The following is an 18,927-nucleotide window of genomic DNA, read 5'->3' on the forward strand; positions in this document are numbered from 1 at the left end:
AATTAATGTGAAGCATTGACAAGTATGTTTAAAGGAAAAATTCACACTCAAATTGTACATTAATCCTGATCAAGTCTTGTCAGACCCAGATCATTACGAAGGAGGAGAATTGGATGAACTCAAAACGTTTTGTTGTAACCGTGATCGCACCTGATCCAACGTCAATGAGACGACTGGCTGGTTACGGATTAGATTTATTCCGGCATAGCACAAGGGCGATCGAAAAAACTGAGATTGTTCTGAACCGTGCGGTTGGCGCACCGGCAAGCGCAACTGCTCTGGAAGCTTATGCACCAACGGATCAACGGCAGGAAACACGAGAATTGACCATCGATGGATTTCTGACCCTGGATGCGATCGTCCAACTGGTTGAGGAGGGTTACAGCGTCCTCATTCAAGAACCGATGGCTCAACAACCACCCACTTCGATCGAAGGGATGGAATTTCAAGACTGGCTGAAGGGAATTGAGGAGGATTAGTATGGCACCTGCACCCATTGGTTATTTGTCCGTAAAGGGCATTAGTGATGCATTGCAATACCTGAGATCCACCTATCCTGCCATCTGCTATTCAACAGCCGCTCTGAATGCCTCGATCGAAGGTCGTGCAATTAATGCGATTCGGATTGCGGGCGGGCAAAGGAGCGATCGACGGGGAATATTGCTGATTGCAGGCGTTCATGCCCGCGAACTGATCAACCCTGATCTGCTGATTCGTTTTGCCCTCCGGCTTTGCTATGCCTACACCCATAACAAGGATCTCATCTTTAAATTGCCTGAGGGTTCTGGCAAAACCTACTCAGCCAGTTTAGTCAAGGCACTGGTGGAAAATCTGGATTTGTTTATCCTGCCTCTGGTCAACCCCGATGGGCGTGCCTGGGTGCAAGATCCAGCGGGAGATTTCATGTGGCGCAAAAACCGTCGCGTCAATCCGGGTTCTTCCTGTAAAGGGGTCGATATCAACCGAAATTTTGATTTCCTCTGGTCGAGTGGCATCGGTACATCCAGTAATCCCTGTTCAGATATCTATAAAGGCAGTGCCCCCTTCTCAGAACCGGAAACCCAAAATGTTCGCAGGTTATTAGACACCTATCCCAACATTGGATATTTTGTGGATATTCACTCAGCTTCTGAACTGATTCTGTATCCCTGGGGCGATGATGATAACCAGACCACCGATCCCAACATGAACTTCCGCAATCCAGCATACAACGGCAAGCGGGGAAATCCAGGCGTTGATCCGCCCAATAAGCAATATCGAGAATATATTCCGAAGGCAGATCTGGATTGGTTCATTGCTACGGGAAATCGGATGCGCGATGCGATCGCAACGGTACGGGGACGAACTTACACCGTGCAACAAAGTGTAGGATTATATCCTACGACGGCAACCACAGATGATTATGCCTACTCGCGCCATTTTGTAGATGCTACTAAACGCAAGGTGCGGGGGGTGACCCTGGAAACCGAACGGATGACCAGTTCTCTTTCAGAGTGGGGTTATGGGTTCCAGCCGCCCTACGCTGAAGCTTTGAAAGTCATGGAAGAAGTTTCGGCTGCGCTGATGGAGTACTGTATTGCCAGTCTGTGTGCGACAGAAACCATCACCAGTGGGATTGCTCGCGGGGCAGAACTGGCTCAGATGCGAGCTTTTCGAGATCAGCAGTTGGCTCAATCTCCCCTGGGTCAACAATGGCTTGGACTGTTCAACAACTATGCTGGAGAGTTAAATACTCTGATGGTGCAGAATGATGCGCTTCGCGTTCAAATGGCGCAAATGCTACTCCGGCTCAACCAGGTGACTCGTATGGATCAAGAACCCACACTGCGCGTGTTTGAACCTGAACTGATTCACGACTTGAATCAATTACTGCAAACGATCGCCACTCAGGGCAGTCCAGAAATGCAACAGCAGATAGAAGCCCTGCGTCAGGCAATTCTCCCCCTGCAGGGGCAACCTGTACCTCAGGGATTAGAACTGTCTGCTCAGCCTGCGGTGCTGTCTTAGAACCGATCTGAAAACTCCACCAGGGGATTTATAGCGGTCTGCACTTGCATAAGCCACACAAAATCTGTAAGGGCAGTTCGTGAACTGCCCTTACGGTGGCTTACTCATCTGGAAATGGCTGTAAGTTCCAAAAACTCTAGTCAGTTTTCGGATAGGTACTTAAAAGAATCTAAATCAACCTACTACCCGGAGAAACCAATGACTCAAGTGATTAACGACAATCTCCAGATCATCGGAGATACTTACTTAAAAGCCGAGAATTTTGTTTCATTGCACTACGGAAATCGGGGGAAGTTAGGACAAACTCCCAACTTCAATCCAGACAACAATAATAATGGCTTGTGGCTGGAAGCCAGTACGGATGGTTCCGAATCGGGCGGTATTTTTTGTAATGGCAATACGATCGTTTTATGGAGTCCGGGCGACAATGATACCTTACGAGTTTATGACGAAGACAACTTTGGGTCGTCGAATCTTGTGCCTCGGTTTGTGATTAATAATGTGGGAAATGTCGGAATTGGTACTGCCACACCGCAAGCAAAGCTAGATGTCAATGGCGATATCAAAGTAAAAGATTGGACACTGTCTGTTCCAGATTATGTGTTTGAATCTGATTATGAACTCCGCAATCTCAATAATCTACGGAACTACATCGATCGCTACAAACATCTGCCGGAAGTGCCCTCTGCCCAAGCAATTCACGAAGAAGGGGTGAACCTGGGCGAGTTCTGTATGTCGCTGCTGAAGAAGATTGAAGAACTTTCCCTGTACGTGCTGCAACAACATGACATCATCCAGGCGCAAGACAAACGCCTTGCCAAACTGGAACAGTCCACGGATCCATAGTGGGGAGGATGCCATGTTTAGAATCAAGAAAGGCAACCAGGATGTCATCACCATCAGTGATGCGGGGGATGTGTCCTTTGCGGGATATTACCAGGAAGGTGCGCTGCGCCCTTCACAACCTGGAGAACTGCGGTTGACCAAGGGGGGCTCAAAGCTCGTTACCGTTTCTGCTGGCGGGCAGCGATCGACGCAGTTGGAGAAACGGCTGTTTGAAAAGGCTTTATTCCCCCTGCAAGGACTTCAGTTTAAGCATCCATCACTGGGCGTACAGGCAGAACTGCATCCGGACGGTGATTTGTACATCAAGGGCAAGGTTACGAATACTTTAACGAATCCGGCTATCCCAGGGCCGTTTACCGTTTCTCAAGTTGTTTATGCGGCACCGGGTTTGAGCTATTCCGGCAATCCAATTCTGACACAGTACAAGGTTTTCCAATCTCCGACACCAGGATATCAAACTCGCACCATCAATCTCTCCGACTTTGCGAACTTACCCACGGTTCCTGCCTGGCCCTTTAATGTCACTAATGTTCCCATCAACGGGTTACTACGCATTCCCCAGGGGACGGGCCCCTTTCCCCTCTGTCTGATTGTTCATGGCAACCATGTGCCCCTGGAGAACTCGACACCAGGGTACATTTATTTGTTAGATCTATTAGCCTCCCACGGCATCATTGCAGGCAGTATCGATTGCAATTTTCTGAACGGGTTTAACTTTGGTGAGAATGATGGCCGAGCGATCGTCCATTTGGAACATATCAAACAGTTTCGCATCTGGAATCAGCAAACAGGTCATCCCTTATTCGGTAAGGTGGATCTGTCCAACGTGATGATTGCGGGTCATTCACGGGGGGAGAGGGGGTAGGTCATGCCAGCTATTTCAATACATTAAATTCAGTCGTGCCTAACCTGGGCGATCCGGCCGTGCCGCTGGACGGTTCGCGGGGATTGGGTCCGTATCACTTTAATCTTAAGGCTGTTGTGGCGATCGCACCCACCGAAAATCAATACCAACCCGTCGGTGGTCGAGTGGTCGTCAAAGATAACTACATCATCTTGCATGGAAGCCGGGACGGGGATGTGTCCGATTTCCAGGGCTACCAAACCTATGACCGGGCCCATCCCATTGATCTGGGCAATCCCACCCAGGAGGCAAAAGGCTTCAAGTCTCTACTCTGGATCTATGGCGCGAATCACAACTTCTTTAACTCCATTTGGGGGCAAGACGATAATCCTTTTGTCTCCCGAGTTGAACAAGAAAATATCGCCAAAGTTTACTTCTCGGCGATTGCCCAAGGAATATTGTTAAGACGATCGCAATACCTGAACCTGCTCAAGGATTTTCAACTGAGCCAGCAACGGGGATGGATTCCTAATCCTATCCGCCTGGTGAATCAATATCAGGATTATCAGCGCCTCTTCATTGCCCATTACGAAGAAGACAGCGTTTTGACCACTCCTTCACCCCCGGTTGTGGGTAGCATTGATCTGTCCAACATCACGGTTCAGGAATTGAGCTTTAACCAGGGTGCCAATAAAAATCTCTACCAGCAAACCAGGGGCTTAAAAGTAGATTGGGATGCATCTGGAAGGCGATATATGATCAACATCAATCCGGGAGGTTTGGCGATCGGCAAGTTTCACGTGCTAGCACTGCGTACAGGACAGTCCAATGATGCCAAAAATCTGGTTGATCAATTGCAAAACTTCACCCTGATGGTGAGTGATGGCATCCGTTCCCATTCTGTAAAAGCGGACAGCATTGCACCTTTGTTGTATCCAGCGGACATCAATTTTCCTAGCGGAATTCGACGATCGGTGATGCAAACTTTGCGAATACCTCTTCGTCTTTTTGCCGAACAGGGAATAGACGTGCGGAATATCCGTCAGATTATCTTTCTCTTTGACGAGCCGATCGTGGGAACAACCACCTATCGCGGTTCGCTATATTTCGATGAAATTCAACTTAGCCATTGATTCAGGAGGATATCCATGACTCTTGAAATTGTGTTGTCCAATGTTCAGTTGCAGCCTGCCCGTCCTGAGGCGGCGGATCTACGACGAATCGAACATTATGCAGCCGCAAGAGGGACTGATGTGGAGGAGGTTTCATATATTGTGAAACTGTATATCGAAACGCCTCCCGTTCAAAATAGCCTGGGAGTTGAACTGTTTGTTGGAGAACAGCAGATTCGCCAATATTCGCAATTCGCCAACGGCATTTACTTCAAGGTAAATGATCCACAACTGCTAGCAGCTTTACAAGGCGAAGAGGTGCGTTTCCGTAGACCTGGTGCAGATGAGTTTATCAATACGGGAGTTCGGGTACCAGCAGAGGCAGCGATCGAGCGTAGTTTGAGAATGGGGGATACCACTCAACTTCCTACTCAAGAAGAAGTTTTGCGAGAATAAACAGCGTCGTCATGATCCGATGTACGGATATCGTATTACTTCCGCAGTTGGGTGTGAGGAGAACAGATTCTAAGCACATCTCGGTAAGGGGCACAGCAGTGCGCCCCCACAGGCAATCTATCTAACATGCAAACGATTTGAATCAATATAAATACTTACCAGGAGAAAACAACGATGACACACGATTTAAAGTCTTTTGATCCCGATCTTTTACTGCAAGAACTTCGGCCCGGGAAAGCCAAGAGGTAGACGAAAAGGACGCAGAAACGATCTTCAGCGAGGGACGAGTTGCATCTGCCAAGATGGGACTGGATGGACGAATCGAAACCGTTCCAGAACTGGCATCTTTTGATACGAAGGATATTGTTGAGGCTTTGCGGTTCCAACAGAAAGTGATTTATGGGGTGGATAACCGCCAGGAAATCTATCAACTGTCTGACCCAGCCCTTCTGACAGATGCCGACAGCGTGGTTGCTCTGGTGATGAATACAAGCATTACTGACAATGGTAATGGTACGTCTACCCTGAACGGTTCTCAATTTTCCACAAAGTACCAGCTCTGTTCTAGTGAACCCTTTGGTAATCAGCCTGTTGTTGCTTTTTGCACGGGATTTTTGGTTGATCCTAGCATTATTGCGACTGCTGCCCACTGTGTTCAGGACAGCAATCTGTCATCGGTGCGGTTTGTGTTTGGGTTTGAAATGGAAAATGCGACAACAGCTGAAACAAAAATTCCAAACAGCGAAATCTATCGAGGCATTCGTATCCTGGGACGGCAGATTGGCATTGAGGGAACTGATTGGGCTTTAGTACAGCTCGATCGCCCAGTCCTGAACCATCGCTATGTTCGCGTTCGTCGAACCGGAAAAATTGCAGATAATAGCAGAGTGCACGTCATCGGACACCCCTGTGGCATTCCCAAGAAGTGTGCTGGCGATGCCGTTGTTCGTAGCAATTCCCAATCTCGCTACTTTGTTGCTAATTTGGATACCTACGGAGGTAACTCTGGTTCTCCCGTATTCAATAGTGTGACCCATGAGGTTGAAGGAATTCTGGTACGCGGTGAAACTGACTTTGTCCGAAGTGGATCCTGCTATGTGTCCAATGTTTGTCCTGCCAACGGCTGCCAGGGTGAAGATTGTACGCGAACTACAGAGTTTGATGAATTGGTGCCACGCAATCGGCAAGACTGCATTCCGTTCAATCCTGAGCGTGCCCGCATGATTCAAGTGCGCCGACGCTGGAAGATTGAGGTAGACGGAATGTGGTTACTGGATTTTGGCACTTTGAAAAATGAGGCAGAACGCGCGCTAAAAATTATTCAGCACTATGGTATGAATAGTCAGTGTTTTGTCGGTCGTCCTCATCCTTCAATGGAGTTCTACCTGGTCAAGGGGATGGCTCCCCAGGGGACATTCCCCGGTGAAGATGCAATTCCCTTTAACCCCCAAAACCTCCAGGTTCAACGGATACAGGGACGGTGGAAAATTGTTGAGGGTAGCCACTGGCTCATGGACTTTGACCAGTTGGAAGATGAAGCGAGACAAGCTCTGAGTTATATTCTGCGGTATGGGTTCCGCTATATTTGCTTTGTAGGACGACCCGATCCGTCTATGACTTACTTCCGCAAGTGAGTGTTCTATCAGGAGTGCAGAGGTGGAATTCTATGGGTAACGCAACGCTCTCGGCTCAGGAACTGGCAAAGCTCTCTAAAACCTTACCAGAGGTTTTACGCCGTATGGATTCTGTCGAGAAACTGGAAGCCTGGTTTCGATCGCAACCCTACGTTGCCGCTGTCGATTCCCCTGATTATCTGATCAAAACTGCACCACCCCGCAAGGAACTGTTCGTACAGTTCAAAATGAATGATGGCTCAAGAGTCATGAGGGCGATCGTAGTTACTCTGTACCCTGATCAAACCTTTAGTCTGGCAGATATCTACGAACCCTGAGCTTCAGTCAATCTGCTGAGAGCCTCGTTTTCTCGTAGGGTGGGCAGTGTCCGCCAGGCATAATTCAGGCTATTTAACTAATGAGCTTTCGCGTAGGTTGGGTTGAACATAGAAAAACCCAATGGTTAGAAGAAACCTGCTTTGGGTTTCATTCCTCAAACCAACCTACGATTTTTCAAGTGCATTACCTATAGAGAATCCAATGGTTACAAAGATCAAGGTTTTCCTATCTGAGCTAAAAGAAACCATCAACGGAATCAACAGTTTTTTGCTGCGAGGTGGTTTTTCAGATATCGTTGGTCAATCTATAAACTGGTTATCAACGCAGTTTGTAAATCTGATATGGAAAGTGAATATCCGCCGTAATGTATTGCTCTTTATATTGGCAGCACTCATCGTTCGCTATGCCATTGGAAATTTCCAGATTAACCAACTAGTCCAAGGACAAATCAGCACGATTTTCCATTTATTGACAAATGGCACTTTTTGGAATGTTCTTCTCTATTGTATAATCGCCGTTTTTGTTTTTCTAACCATCAAACATCTAATACACCTTAAAGAAATCAGGCTATTCTTTTTTGCTGTGCTTGGCTTCTTAGTTTTGAAGTTTTGGGCTCAAGTTATTCAAAATGTTGCTCAAGTTATCCAAAATGTTAATGAATTAACACGAAATACACATGATATATTGAGTGCTTTTTTCAATTTTCCAGTACGCATTTCCACCACAATCAACTTTGTCAATATTCTTCAACTCATTGCCATCATTTTACTTGGGACACTTTTATATCTCTTCTTCCGCTGGTTATCCAGTTCCGGTGGAATTGGAATTGTACCTTTTGATGATTCAAGTTTAGGTACAAATGAAGAAGCCAAGCTGAACGGTAGGACGATCGCCGATCTTCTTGCAGTTGAGCTGCATCGAATTTATCACATCCATAACTTTATTGAAGACGGAAAATTGAATCTAGTGCAGACCAGTTCTTCACTGTTAAGGGTTTGTAGAGAAGATTTGAATCTTCGTTTATTTAGGGGAGAGCATTTAGCCAAATCATTAATGCAAGTCGGCACAATTCCTATTACGGATAAAGCTGCTCTACAGGTTGGTTCAATATTGATTGCCATTCAGCAATTGTGGCCGTCTGGTTCTTCCCAGGTTATCACGGGCAGTATACACAAATATCAGTCGGGAAATGATTTACGACTGCAAATAGCAGCACGTTATGAGCAATCCAACCATCATACAGACATCCATGCCTATGAAGTCGGCCAGGATTCTGCTAACGTCGAAGTGTCCGAAATGGTGAAAAACCTTGCCTACCGTATCGCATTAGATTTATCATCAAGCCCGATTTTGACAAGTAATTGGGAGGCATTTAAGTGGCTGACTGAAGGCATGTCTCACTACTATCGCTATGAAAGAACCCAATCTTTAGAGGAGTTGAATACTGCTTTTGATTATTGTAAAAGAGCAAAAGCAAAAGATAAAAACTATCGAAAGGTTGGTGACTTATTAGCATTAATTAGCTTTTCCTATTTAAATCGAGATCTCAATGACCGTGCCAAGCAAGCAATTGATGAGGCAATGGCAATTCATCCAGCTAGCCCCTATATTCAAGCGACGTACGGAAATATGTATTATCTTTTAGGACAGTACGACGAGGCGTTTTATCATTACAATTACGCAAAAGAGCTTAATCCAAGCCGTCCAGAAATCTATCTTCGCATTGGCTGCACCTACCTTGTAGCTCCTCCACCCTACAGGAACTACGGTAAGGCTCGCTCCAACCTTTGGTGTACGCTTAACCTTGAATTAGACAATGTTGCGGCTCAAAGTGCATTGGCCTGGCTTGATTTTTTGTGCCACTTGAAGGAATTGGAAGAGGGACAATACGAAAAGTCTGAGATCAGCTTAGAGAAAGCATTTAACAAAATAAACCGCATTCCCCAAGACAAGAAAACATACATTGACTATAGCAATTTAGCTATTTTTTACTTGTACCGGGGATGTGAGAAAAAAGCTTTAGATAACTGGTGGAAAGCCCTACAACTATGCCCTTCCCTTGCGTCTAGTCTTTCAATCTACGATAAACTTCACTACATTTTTTACAAAATATTGTCCTCCCTGGAATTTGAACAAGAAATCGTTGATTTGCAGAGAATTATGATGGACAGTGAATTTTGCTATCGGAGAATCATTGAGGATCTATTACTGGATGCAAAAATCATTTTAAGAAAATGCCTCGGTTTTGAACCTGGTGAAGGATCTGAAAGAGTAATTTTCAGTTTACATGGTACTTTGTTGGATTTCCAAATCTCTGAAAGGAACAATGTATCTGAAACCCACGAGAAATGGACGATCGCCATGAAGGAATTTATTGCTGTGTTGGAGTACTACCTGCCAACAACTGCTGCTTGAACTAAAAGTCTGATTGCCTGACAGAACTTTCCCCTTATCCCTAAATCCCTTCCCCTACAGGAGGAGAAGGGATTTTCTGCCAGAATGCACGGTATCGAATCAATCCGAATCAGCTAGCGATCGCCTACACTCCTTCTGGCTAGACGACAACAATATTGCCCTGGAGCGCAGCCAAGGAAGGCCTGTTCGCCAGGTTAACCAAGACCTGGGCAGCAGGATCAAAGAGTCCACCATTAGGATCAAAGTAGAGGTTGCCACTGCCGGCAAAGTACCTGAAGCCTGCCAACGCTCCAAGATTAGTAAACTCACCAACAAGGCGGTTGACTGGCAGTACCCCATTGGGTAAATCGAAGACTCCGGCAATGCTGGGATTGAAGCCGCTATTCCTGATTTGGATCGTGTCCTGCAAGACCCCCATGACATCAAAGTCGGTGATCACATCTTGTCTATCGCTAAAGTCATCGAAGCGGAAGATATCTCTATCATCCAGGCTACCACTCGTCAGGCGATCGTTACCGCCGCCGCCGACAATCAGGTCATTGCCTGCACCACCATTCAGAGTATCGTTACCACTGTGCCCCATCAGGGTATCATTGCCCGCTTCACCGTAGTAGGTTTCGTTGCCGGTGTACCCGTAGATGTAGTCATTGCCGTTGCCACCATAGAAGGTGTCATTGCCAAGAGAAATGATGTTGACGTAATCGTTGCCATCCCCCAGGTATAGGACATCATTGCCTGCACCGCCATCCATTGTGTCATTGCCACCTAATCCCCTAAGAATGTCATTGCCTCCCTCACCGTTGAGTTGGTTAGCAGTGTTATTGCCAGTAATGACATCGGCAAAAGAGGAACCTACAGCATTTTCAATATTAGCCAGCGTGTCTTCAAGAGCAGGTGGAATGCCACTGAAAACAGCCGCAGTCTGTCCACTAGCCAGGTTAATTGTAAAGCCGCGGAAAGTACCAAAACCACTGGTGCGAGTTTCTCCACTATAGGTAACGGTGTCGATTCCATTCCCACCATCAATCGAATCAAACCCTGGGCCACCGTTTAGAAGGTCATCCCCATCGTGCCCCAGCAGAGTATCATTACCCGCTTCACCGTAGTAGGTTTCATTGCCGGTGTACCCGTAGATGTAGTCATTGCCGTTGCCACCATAGAAGGTGTCATTGCCAAGAGAAATGATGTTGACGTAGTCGTTGCCATCCCCCAGGTACAGGACATCATTGCCTGCACCGCCATCCATCGTGTCATTACCACCATAGCCATAGAGGAAGTTGTTTGCAGCGTTACCAGTGATGACGTTGTTGAGGTCGTTACCATTTCCGTAGATAGCAGATCCCGTAAGAGTCAAATTCTCCACGTTGGCAGGTAACCATTTGTAGTTGGTACTGACGGAGCTATAAACTAAGTCAATTCCTGCACCTGCATTTTCTACCACTCGATCGGCGGTTGTATTGACATAGTAGGTGTCGTTACCCAACCCACCGTACATCGTATCGATTCCTGCACCACCATCCAAGATGTCATTGCCTCTACCTCCGTACAGGCGATCGTTACCACCATAACCGTAGAGCCTGTCATGATCGAATGGGTTCATATCACCAGTGAGCGGATAGCCAAATATCCAGTCACCACTTGCCGTTCCGTAAAGGGTATTCGGTAAAGTTGTTCCACGAATAACAGCCATTTTTTCAACCTCTCTTTGTTAAAATATTCATTGATTTGATTGCTTTTCATCGGCTGAAAAGACATAACAGAGAACTGACCGGGTTTTGTAAAAACCCTGGTGATTTCAACTATTGAGAATGGATAAATACTCTCAAGAGCTAGGTTGTTTCAGGAGGGCGCAACGCTCTGCATTCCCAAAACAAGTTCGATCTTTAAAGGAGTTGAGAACTGCTTTTTCAGAAATTCTTCAAGAATCGTATAATCTGAAATCGAAAATGCTGGTATCGGTTTGATTTCTAGTAAAAATAATAGGATGAGCTGATTCCTAAGCTTCGTCTGTTGGCTTCGATCGCTGGCTGCTTCAAATAATGCTGCTTTCCCCAAATGCCTGAAGTGATGGGATCAAAGATGGGGATAGATATTAAACCAGACAAGAGCTGTAAATCATGCGCTATTTTTCTTAAATCAACTCCTGTTTATATTATCACTCCTCTTCTGAAAACTGAGATCTGGAAAATACAAAAATACAGCTATTTTCACCTCTCTTTACTCAAACTGCTTTCACCTTTTACGCAGTAGTTTTGAGCCAAAAGGATAGCTCAGGTTTTCCGTCCATGTTTTCCTAGAGTACGCCAACGATTTATCCTCAGCAACACCTCCAGCTAATTTCTGCAACATTAGAGATATCCCAGGAGAATTGTTTCAATACTGTTATATTCCTATACGCGAATCATCGTATTGTGCTTCAAGGTTATTTTGAGGAAAATAAAGGTAAGAGTAGAGTAGTTTAAAAAGCTAAGAAGCTTTTGAAAACTGGTGTGAGGTGAAAGATCGTCAAATTGAGTTAGCTTTTTTCAAATCAGTTTTTGAGCAATTCTACTTGACTAATTATTATTTGATGAGCAGCCAGACGAGTGGGAGGTAGCATCATGAAAACCAGTGAAGTTCAACCCATTAATGATCCCAGAGATATTACCTTACGCCAATTTTTTAACAACTTATCGAGAATGAGAATTAGAGCCTTACTCTCGCTCACAGGCATTTTTTTAGTATACTCTTTTGCCCTCTTTCGGTTAGGGTGTGAGTTACAGAATGGGAGAACCGCAATAGCACTCAGCAGACCATTCGATATGTATCTTAACTTCAGTCAAAGTAGTACGGAATCGACAGGAGGCAGCACAGAGGTAGACCTGAAGAAGATTTACTTGGTGCCGGGAGACTATATCACCGAAGAAGATCAATTTTACTTGCAAATCAGACGAATGGATGAACACCGAAATATAGTATCTATGGGTAACATTGTCGCCCAAAAAGGCAAGGTAATCGATCTTCCCAGGGTTTCTGGTTTCTTTGCCACCTCTGCGGCTTATGCACAACCAGGTTTTAACTGGTATGGCCATGATGAGAATTATCAATTTCGTGAAGAATACGTCGATCGGTTCACGATTAGGAGATACTATGACGACGGTTGGGTTTTAGAATACAATGTTGACGAGCAAGGTCATTCTATCCCATCCAGTTTTCGATGGATTGCGATGGGTAACTGAGAGCGTTTCATTTTTGTGCAGTTCTTCTGCCGATCGTTCGCTACACTTCATTACTGTTTGTCCCATTTTCCTGATTTTCGAGAGAGGATAGAGGTAGCGTTAAACTGCCAGGAGCATTCGTTCCTATGAATTCACAACGCCTTCAATCCTATCTTCAGCTAATCCAAAAATTGCTGGCTTGCCCTTCTGGAGAAGAATGGATTTTGCTACGCCAAAATGAATCGCTGGTGACACCTGAACTGGTTCAGGTAATGGAACAGGTCGCAATCCAATTGGCGAATCAGGGCAACGTTAAGGAAGCTAAATTTCTGCACAATTTGGCGGGGCAAATTCATCATTTGTTTGTGGCGCAAACAATACCGCGATCGGAGACTAACGATCAAACTCAGATATACCTGAAACTGATTCAAGCCCTCCTGGAGTGTCCTAAAGGCTCCGAGGATGAGTTATTGGCAGCGAACCAGGAGTTAATTGGCCCTGGCTTAGTCCAAACGATGCAGCAGGTTGCCGCGCAAATGGTTGCAAATGGCAATGAAGAAGCGGCCCACTATTTGCAGCATTGGGCGACCGAACTCAATCAGTTCTGGTTGGAGAAACATGATTTTCAGCCCGTTTCAAAACCCGACACAGTGCTGAAACCGTTTGCTGATGCCCCGACAACCCCTGCGAGTTCTCCCCCAATACAACCAACACAACCTATCCAACCTATCCAACCGGAAGCAACTCCCCCACCAGACAGTCCGCCCTCTCAGGTTGACGAAGAGGATTTTTGGGCAGAACCGTCGGACGCTCCTATTCTGGCGAAACGCCCTCCCCGATCGCCAGTTGCAACACCTTCCGACCTGCCCTCATCACCTGATCAGGATCAGGTTCTCCCACAGCCCAACATCATTAGCAATGGCTCCTTAACCCATCATCTAGAAACGATCGCCGCAGCCTTGACCCAACTCAGTGAAACCCTCTCTCGTCCAGAACCACCCCCGGCCAATCCACTCTGGTATATGGAGGTGTTGGAGCGGGCGCAGGCGGAAAACTGGGTTCTGTCCAGTGCAGAACTGCAACAGTTGATTGGGGTACAACCAGGCTGCCCAAAGGGGAGTGATTCGTTTCAGCGTGGATGCTGGGTATTTGTGAAAGCAGGCAAAGTGGGAACGCAAACGGGCTGGCAGGTGACAAAGGAAGCAATTCAGGAAAATCACAAGAGGGAAGAGGGAAGAGGGAAGAATGAAGAATGAAGAATGAAGAGGGAAGAGGGAAGAGTGGCAAGTCTGCTTTGGCTTCCCGATCAGGATTTGCGATCGACTGAAACTGAGAGCTTGTGGGGTGGGCATCTTGCCCGCCCAGTCAGTCAACCAGTCAGTCAACCAGTCAGAAAAGCAGCCCGATCGCAACAAGTGATTGAATTCACAGTCTTAATCTCTTGAGATGGCTTAGAGTTTTAGTTTTAAAGACTATTTATTTGATTTATTATTTCCTGAAATATGCTTCTATGCCCACTCTAACTATTATTCAAAACACAAGCTTTAAAAAAATTGCCGCTCCTGCTGCAAAGCTGCCGCCCCAAGAAAAATTTGCCGTTGCGGTGGGGCAGTTTTTTACGGTTCGATATGCCTTTAAAGTAGGAAACCATTGTTTCGTTGAACTTCCCCAACCCTTGGGGAGCATCGGGAAAATCGGTTACTTTTATCTCCCCCATGTCAAAGTCCCCCTTCAAGAACTTCGCGGGGTCTGGTTAACCAATACTGACAGCGACATTTTGCATTCTCGTCAGAATCTGAGGCAAGGCTTTCAAACACTCAAAGATCTGGGCTTTAATACCATCTACCCAGTGGTCTGGCAGCGGGGCTATACGTTATATCCCAGTCCGATCGCCCAGGCTTTTTTCGGGGCTGCTATTACCCCAGACCCTCGCTTTGCAACTCGCGATCTCCTGGCAGAGGTCGTGGAAGAAGCGAAACCCTTCAATTTCCGCGTCATTCCCTGGTTTGAGTATGGGCTGTCTACTCCACCCAACTCTCCCTTAGCCACCCAGCGCCCCGACTTAATTTCATCGGATCAGCAGGGCAACCCAATTTTTGCGGATGTGGCCTGGTTAAATCCTTGTCAGCCGGAGGTGCAAGCATTTATGGCTGAGCTGATTGCAGATGTAGCCGAACGGTATGAGATCGATGGGATTCAGTTAGACGACCATTTTGGGTTTCCGGCAGTTCTGGGATACGACGCATTTAGTCAGGCGTTGTACCAGCAGGAGAACCAGGGAAAACCCATGCCCCAGAACCCCAAGGATCTACAACGACAGCAGTGGTTTATTGCCAAAGTAACGGCTCTACTCCAGCGGATTTTCAGCAGTGTTAAAACCCAGCGAGATGCATTAATTTCCCTCTCTCCCAATCCCTTAGGCTTCGCTCGCCAAAATTTTCATGTGGATTGGAGATTGTGGGAGCAGGAGGGACTCGTGGAAGAATTAGTCGTGCAAGTCTATCGAGATGATTTGACGAGCTTTACGGCTGAGGTTAATAAAGCTGAAATTGTCGCTGCCAGTGCCCATATCCCAACGGCGATCGGCGTTTTGTGTGGGTTAAGAATCCGATCGGTTAGCTTTACTCAGATCAACGAGCAGGTGCAGAAGACGCGCGATCGGCAACTGGCGGGGGTGTCCTGCTTTTTTTATGAAACCTTGCTGTGTGATCCGCTCTCTCCTGAAAAAGTACAACGCAATCCCGTTGACCTGCAAAGGTTATTTCCTCCCTTTCAGGATTCTCCCTTTTCAGATATCGACACCCACTGGGCAAAAGCCTGCATTATCGCCGTAGCTGAACGGGGTATCCTGCGGGGGTATCCCGATCGCACCTTCCGACCGGATGCCGGAATGACCCGCGCCGAATTTGCTGCACTGATGGCGGCTGCATTTCCCAATGCGCCAACGGTTCGTCCTCCTATCAACTTTACCGATGTCTCCGTCAATGATTGGTTTTATACCGTTGTTCGGTGGGCGTACGAACGAGGATTACTTTCTGGATATCCCGATGGCACGTTTCGCCCCAATCAAACCGCCTCGCGCCTGGAAGCAATCTTGAGCCTGATGACGACGCGATCGGTGTCAAATCCCTGGTCGCCCAATGAGTTATTACGGTTCTATTTTGAAGATGTGGGACAAATTCCTGCGTGGGCCAGGAAAGCGACCTCCGATGCCATTGTGGCAGAGCTGATTGTGAATTATCCGCAGGTACGGCAACTGCGCCCCACCCAGAAGGTGACACGCGGAGAGGTCTCTGCCCTGGTTTGTCGGACATTGAAGCTTGCCGATCCAGTGCCCCTGCAATATGCCACCTGGTACTGGGGGCTGTATGACATTCGAGGTGCGCTCACTGTGCCGTTTGCCACCTGGCGCGGCAGCGGTCGGTTGATGCGAGATATCCAGGTGCGGTTGTCGGAATTAGGGCTTTATCCAGCGAACGAAATTAATGGGGCGTATAACTGGAGAACGGAGCAGGGATTAACCCGATTTTGCAATGCCCTGGGTTTGCCAAATATGAGGGTGGGAGTGTTTGATGAACCGTTTGCCAATGCTCTGATTAATACAACAGTACGATTTACTTGAACCCATGACTGGCTCAATGAAGAACCTGTTGAGTAACGTGATAGGCTGCAGTTTCAGGATGGGAAGGATGAAGCGATGCCATTGACGTTTCCTCGCTCCATATTCTCAAAGGCTTGCTTTCTGCCGCTTCACAGAACCCCCATCCCTATCCCTGGTGGGCTGAGCAACTGGAACAGCCTCTGTCTCTAGGGTTTGGATTTCCAGAGGTGGGTCGCCCTGGGAACGATTTAACTTCATAAAGCTGTCAAAGGCATACCAGGCGAGAATATACCAGGGAGCCGTATTCAACCGTGGACTGTTAGAAAAGACCTGGCGCAATGCTAGAAAGGTTAACAGTAGGGGAAATAACAATCGTAAGTCCATTGAGCCTTCAGTTGCCAGGTTCACCCGTTGGTTAATTCCAGCAAGTGCAGTGGTTAACCGGGTTGCAATGGTAGATTGTCCCGTAGGAATATCACTCAGAATCACACCAGATTGACATAACGTCGAAAAAGCAGCTTCAAAGGGAGCCATCCCGCCCGAAAAGTAAAGGGTAACACTCCCCGTTTGAGTATTCGTCCGAACCCGCTCAATCCCACTCAAGTAAGTTTGGAGCAGTTGCTTGATGTCGTTCATTACCTCATCCTGGCGTTGTTCAGGCGCAATTCTCAGACGAATTCGCCCTGGGGTTCGGCTGACAACATGCAATCGGATGGGCAACTGGGTTTGTTGTAGAGGGAACATCATAGGAAGTTACAGGAAGTCAAGTACATAAACGCAAATGCTGAGTACCCAATCCGATACTCAGCACGATCGAAATTACAACCAGGATAGTGGTTCTGACGACGCTACACCGGGCGGAGATGGCTTACGCATCGTCTGAATCTCCTTTGGTCAGCATCCTGCGACGACGGGAACCAGAACGGGCAACAGAACGATCGCAGCAATTCCTGGAACGCCCAGATCTTCAACCAAATGTCAAATTCAGGAACAAGTTTCGGCATACTAAGTTGCCTCCTTGTGATCGCTCTATTCACCTTTACCCTACCACTTCAGGAATACCCTGGAGCCAGGTGAACACAATAATTTACGAATCCAGAAATTATGAGAATTGACATATTCTAAAGCTGTCTCAAAGGGAAACAATTTGTCCCCGATAAGCAGTCAACGCGCAGAATGATCTTCAGGGACTCAGGAATGCAAATTTAATAATCTAAAACTCTTATGGGGTGGGCATCTTGCCCGCCCAGGCAAAGCAGCAGAACGGTGAACAGGTGCTTGAATTCCCGATCCTTAAAGGTGAAACGGTTGATAGATTGGCAGGCGAGCAGGGTAGGATGCCAAACTGGAGCAAAGCTGCTGTTTTTGATCGCGTCCTTTTACGTATTGTAGGAGCGAACTTTTTTGACCAAGGCAATTCAAGTTTGGCATATCTTGCCAACAAGTTCGACAAAACCAATGGACTTGGTGAGTTCGGATGTGGCGAACCATCGGATTAGAACAGCAGGGGCAAGTATCCATAACAATGAATGTCCTGAACGAAATAATTTTTAAAACGCAGCTTTGAGAGCAAAACCAAGGTGAATGAATGCGTTGACGATTAATAATTTGTCAATAATTTGTCAATAATTTGTCAGCATTTGTCAATGGTGCTCTAGGAAGCAGGTTTGCGATCGTTGGCTAACGATCGCGGTTGGATCATGCCGATGATCTTCACCGTTCGAGTGGCGTGATGGCATCGACGAGTGCGGCGCAACAGGCTGATCTGGCGCGACCGGAAAGTGTCTACTGGAGTAATATCCTGGATCAACCCTAAGATTTGTAATGGCAAGCCATCGATCGCCTGAACAATTGGCGTTTCCTGAGACCGGAGCCAACACCATGTGCCATCAGCTCGCTGCATCCGATATTCGATCGCAATCACTTCTCCATCACGGAGCGTCGTAAAGTGCTGGTAATGCTCTGAAACGCGATCTAGATCGTCTGGATGAATCAGGCTGGCCAGGCCAATTGGGCCCATTGTCCGGATTGCATCGGCAGTATAGCCCAGCATGGCAGCAATTGGGTAGCTATTGCAGAGGGTGCGTTGCTCAACCAGGTCATACACATAAACACTATTAGAGGGACGGTGAAAGGATTGAGCCTGTAACCGACCCAGAGCTTGAATCATCTGATGAGGATAGGAAACAGAACGATTGACGGAGCAGAAGCTATCTTGAATCACTATTTTTCTCCCTGAGAATCTACTCAAAAAACTACAAAACGGGGGAATTCTGCACTTACCCTACCCATTGAGCAATCCCTGGGGCGTTGAAGCCAGAGCCACAATTCAACACCCAGTGTCTAGTTTGAAGATCAGTTGTGAGGAATGTGTGAGGAATGCGAAAATAAATGAAGTTTGCCATTGAAACAACATATCTTCTGTGGAAACTTAATCAAAATTTAATGAATTGAAACATCAAAAAGTTCTGTCACATCTTGCTGACATTGTTTTGTT

Annotated in this window: 17 protein-coding genes; 14 read left to right on the forward strand and 3 right to left on the reverse strand. The window is 46.8% G+C overall.

Going from position 1 to position 18,927, the window contains the following annotated elements:
- Nucleotides 1-113 precede the first annotated feature (113 nt).
- From ACM1PF_RS29395 to ACM1PF_RS29435, 9 genes are all read left to right on the forward strand, one after another.
- The gene (locus ACM1PF_RS29395; RefSeq protein ID WP_416669826.1) at nt 114-479 is read left to right on the forward strand and encodes a hypothetical protein; all 366 of its coding nucleotides are present in this window, start codon (nt 114-116) and stop codon (nt 477-479) included.
- A gap of 1 nt (nt 480) precedes the next feature.
- A complete protein-coding gene (locus ACM1PF_RS29400; RefSeq protein WP_416669828.1) occupies nt 481-2,007 on the forward strand; it encodes a M14 family metallopeptidase in 1,527 nt (508 codons plus the stop codon).
- 198 nt (nt 2,008-2,205) lie between these two features.
- On the forward strand, nt 2,206-2,853 hold the full coding sequence (locus tag ACM1PF_RS29405; RefSeq protein ID WP_416669829.1) for a hypothetical protein: 648 nt from the start codon (nt 2,206-2,208) through the stop codon (nt 2,851-2,853).
- 13 nt (nt 2,854-2,866) lie between these two features.
- Nucleotides 2,867-3,718, forward strand: a complete 852-nt coding sequence (locus ACM1PF_RS29410) for a hypothetical protein (protein ID WP_416669830.1) — start codon at nt 2,867-2,869, stop codon at nt 3,716-3,718.
- A 35-nt stretch (nt 3,719-3,753) separates the two neighbouring features.
- Nucleotides 3,754-4,830, forward strand: coding sequence for a hypothetical protein (locus ACM1PF_RS29415; protein WP_416669832.1), 1,077 nt, complete (start codon nt 3,754-3,756; stop codon nt 4,828-4,830).
- Between the two features lie 15 nt (nt 4,831-4,845).
- Nucleotides 4,846-5,265 carry a hypothetical protein gene (locus ACM1PF_RS29420; RefSeq protein ID WP_416669834.1) on the forward strand — a complete coding sequence of 140 codons (420 nt, stop codon included), beginning with the start codon at nt 4,846-4,848 and terminating at the stop codon, nt 5,263-5,265.
- Nucleotides 5,266-5,567: 302 nt separating this feature from the next.
- Nucleotides 5,568-6,899, forward strand: coding sequence for a trypsin-like serine peptidase (locus tag ACM1PF_RS29425; RefSeq protein WP_416669836.1), 1,332 nt, complete (start codon nt 5,568-5,570; stop codon nt 6,897-6,899).
- Nucleotides 6,900-6,931: 32 nt separating this feature from the next.
- Nucleotides 6,932-7,216 carry a hypothetical protein gene (locus ACM1PF_RS29430; RefSeq protein WP_416669838.1) on the forward strand — a complete coding sequence of 95 codons (285 nt, stop codon included), beginning with the start codon at nt 6,932-6,934 and terminating at the stop codon, nt 7,214-7,216.
- Between the two features lie 121 nt (nt 7,217-7,337).
- On the forward strand, nt 7,338-9,632 hold the full coding sequence (locus ACM1PF_RS29435; RefSeq protein ID WP_416669840.1) for a tetratricopeptide repeat protein: 2,295 nt from the start codon (nt 7,338-7,340) through the stop codon (nt 9,630-9,632).
- 139 nt (nt 9,633-9,771) lie between these two features.
- Here the strand turns inward: ACM1PF_RS29435 and ACM1PF_RS29440 are convergent, their stop codons facing one another.
- Nucleotides 9,772-11,322: a calcium-binding protein gene (locus ACM1PF_RS29440; protein WP_416669842.1), complete on the reverse strand. Its 1,551-nt coding sequence runs from the start codon at nt 11,320-11,322 to the stop codon at nt 9,772-9,774.
- Nucleotides 11,323-12,232: 910 nt separating this feature from the next.
- On the opposite strand from ACM1PF_RS29440, the gene ACM1PF_RS29445 reads away from it, so the two are divergent.
- The 4 genes from ACM1PF_RS29445 (at nt 12,233) to ACM1PF_RS29460 (ending at nt 16,451) form a co-directional block, all read left to right on the forward strand.
- The gene (locus tag ACM1PF_RS29445; protein WP_416669845.1) at nt 12,233-12,850 is read left to right on the forward strand and encodes a hypothetical protein; all 618 of its coding nucleotides are present in this window, start codon (nt 12,233-12,235) and stop codon (nt 12,848-12,850) included.
- A gap of 125 nt (nt 12,851-12,975) precedes the next feature.
- Nucleotides 12,976-14,085: a hypothetical protein gene (locus ACM1PF_RS29450; protein WP_416669846.1), complete on the forward strand. Its 1,110-nt coding sequence runs from the start codon at nt 12,976-12,978 to the stop codon at nt 14,083-14,085.
- Nucleotides 14,086-14,109: 24 nt separating this feature from the next.
- On the forward strand, nt 14,110-14,274 hold the full coding sequence (locus ACM1PF_RS29455; RefSeq protein ID WP_416669847.1) for a hypothetical protein: 165 nt from the start codon (nt 14,110-14,112) through the stop codon (nt 14,272-14,274).
- Between the two features lie 65 nt (nt 14,275-14,339).
- Nucleotides 14,340-16,451 carry a family 10 glycosylhydrolase gene (locus ACM1PF_RS29460; RefSeq protein WP_416669849.1) on the forward strand — a complete coding sequence of 704 codons (2,112 nt, stop codon included), beginning with the start codon at nt 14,340-14,342 and terminating at the stop codon, nt 16,449-16,451.
- Between the two features lie 105 nt (nt 16,452-16,556).
- Here the strand turns inward: ACM1PF_RS29460 and ACM1PF_RS29465 are convergent, their stop codons facing one another.
- Nucleotides 16,557-17,177 (reverse strand): HMA2 domain-containing protein, encoded by a 621-nt coding sequence (locus tag ACM1PF_RS29465; RefSeq protein ID WP_416669851.1) that lies wholly within the window; start codon nt 17,175-17,177, stop codon nt 16,557-16,559.
- 491 nt (nt 17,178-17,668) lie between these two features.
- Here ACM1PF_RS29465 and ACM1PF_RS29470 point away from each other — a divergent pair, with 491 nt between their 5' ends.
- A complete protein-coding gene (locus ACM1PF_RS29470) occupies nt 17,669-17,929 on the forward strand; it encodes a hypothetical protein (protein ID WP_416669853.1) in 261 nt (86 codons plus the stop codon).
- A 155-nt stretch (nt 17,930-18,084) separates the two neighbouring features.
- Here ACM1PF_RS29470 and ACM1PF_RS29475 read toward each other — a convergent pair whose 3' ends face one another.
- Entirely contained in the window at nt 18,085-18,654 is a 570-nt protein-coding gene (locus ACM1PF_RS29475; protein WP_416669855.1) for a PAS domain-containing protein, read from the reverse strand.
- Between the last annotated feature and the right edge of the window lie 273 nt (nt 18,655-18,927).

It is taken from the genome of Egbenema bharatensis FJBBOT/2019 (genome assembly GCF_048077055.1).
Taxonomy (GTDB): domain Bacteria; phylum Cyanobacteriota; class Cyanobacteriia; order Elainellales; family Elainellaceae; genus Egbenema; species Egbenema bharatensis.

Excerpts from the sequence above, each read along its gene's own strand:
- ACM1PF_RS29425 (WP_416669836.1), top strand. The coding sequence starts at position 5,568 with ATGGGACTGGATGGACGAATCGAAACCGTTCCAGAACTGGCATCTTTT.
- ACM1PF_RS29465 (WP_416669851.1), bottom strand. The coding sequence starts at position 17,177 with ATGATGTTCCCTCTACAACAAACCCAGTTGCCCATCCGATTGCATGTT.
- ACM1PF_RS29410 (WP_416669830.1), top strand. The coding sequence starts at position 2,867 with ATGTTTAGAATCAAGAAAGGCAACCAGGATGTCATCACCATCAGTGAT.
- ACM1PF_RS29400 (WP_416669828.1), top strand. The coding sequence starts at position 481 with ATGGCACCTGCACCCATTGGTTATTTGTCCGTAAAGGGCATTAGTGAT.
- ACM1PF_RS29440 (WP_416669842.1), bottom strand. The coding sequence starts at position 11,322 with ATGGCTGTTATTCGTGGAACAACTTTACCGAATACCCTTTACGGAACG.
- ACM1PF_RS29445 (WP_416669845.1), top strand. The coding sequence starts at position 12,233 with ATGAAAACCAGTGAAGTTCAACCCATTAATGATCCCAGAGATATTACC.
- ACM1PF_RS29460 (WP_416669849.1), top strand. The coding sequence starts at position 14,340 with ATGCCCACTCTAACTATTATTCAAAACACAAGCTTTAAAAAAATTGCC.
- ACM1PF_RS29420 (WP_416669834.1), top strand. The coding sequence starts at position 4,846 with ATGACTCTTGAAATTGTGTTGTCCAATGTTCAGTTGCAGCCTGCCCGT.
- ACM1PF_RS29450 (WP_416669846.1), top strand. The coding sequence starts at position 12,976 with ATGAATTCACAACGCCTTCAATCCTATCTTCAGCTAATCCAAAAATTG.
- ACM1PF_RS29435 (WP_416669840.1), top strand. The coding sequence starts at position 7,338 with ATGGTTAGAAGAAACCTGCTTTGGGTTTCATTCCTCAAACCAACCTAC.
- ACM1PF_RS29430 (WP_416669838.1), top strand. The coding sequence starts at position 6,932 with ATGGGTAACGCAACGCTCTCGGCTCAGGAACTGGCAAAGCTCTCTAAA.
- ACM1PF_RS29405 (WP_416669829.1), top strand. The coding sequence starts at position 2,206 with ATGACTCAAGTGATTAACGACAATCTCCAGATCATCGGAGATACTTAC.
- ACM1PF_RS29395 (WP_416669826.1), top strand. The coding sequence starts at position 114 with ATGAACTCAAAACGTTTTGTTGTAACCGTGATCGCACCTGATCCAACG.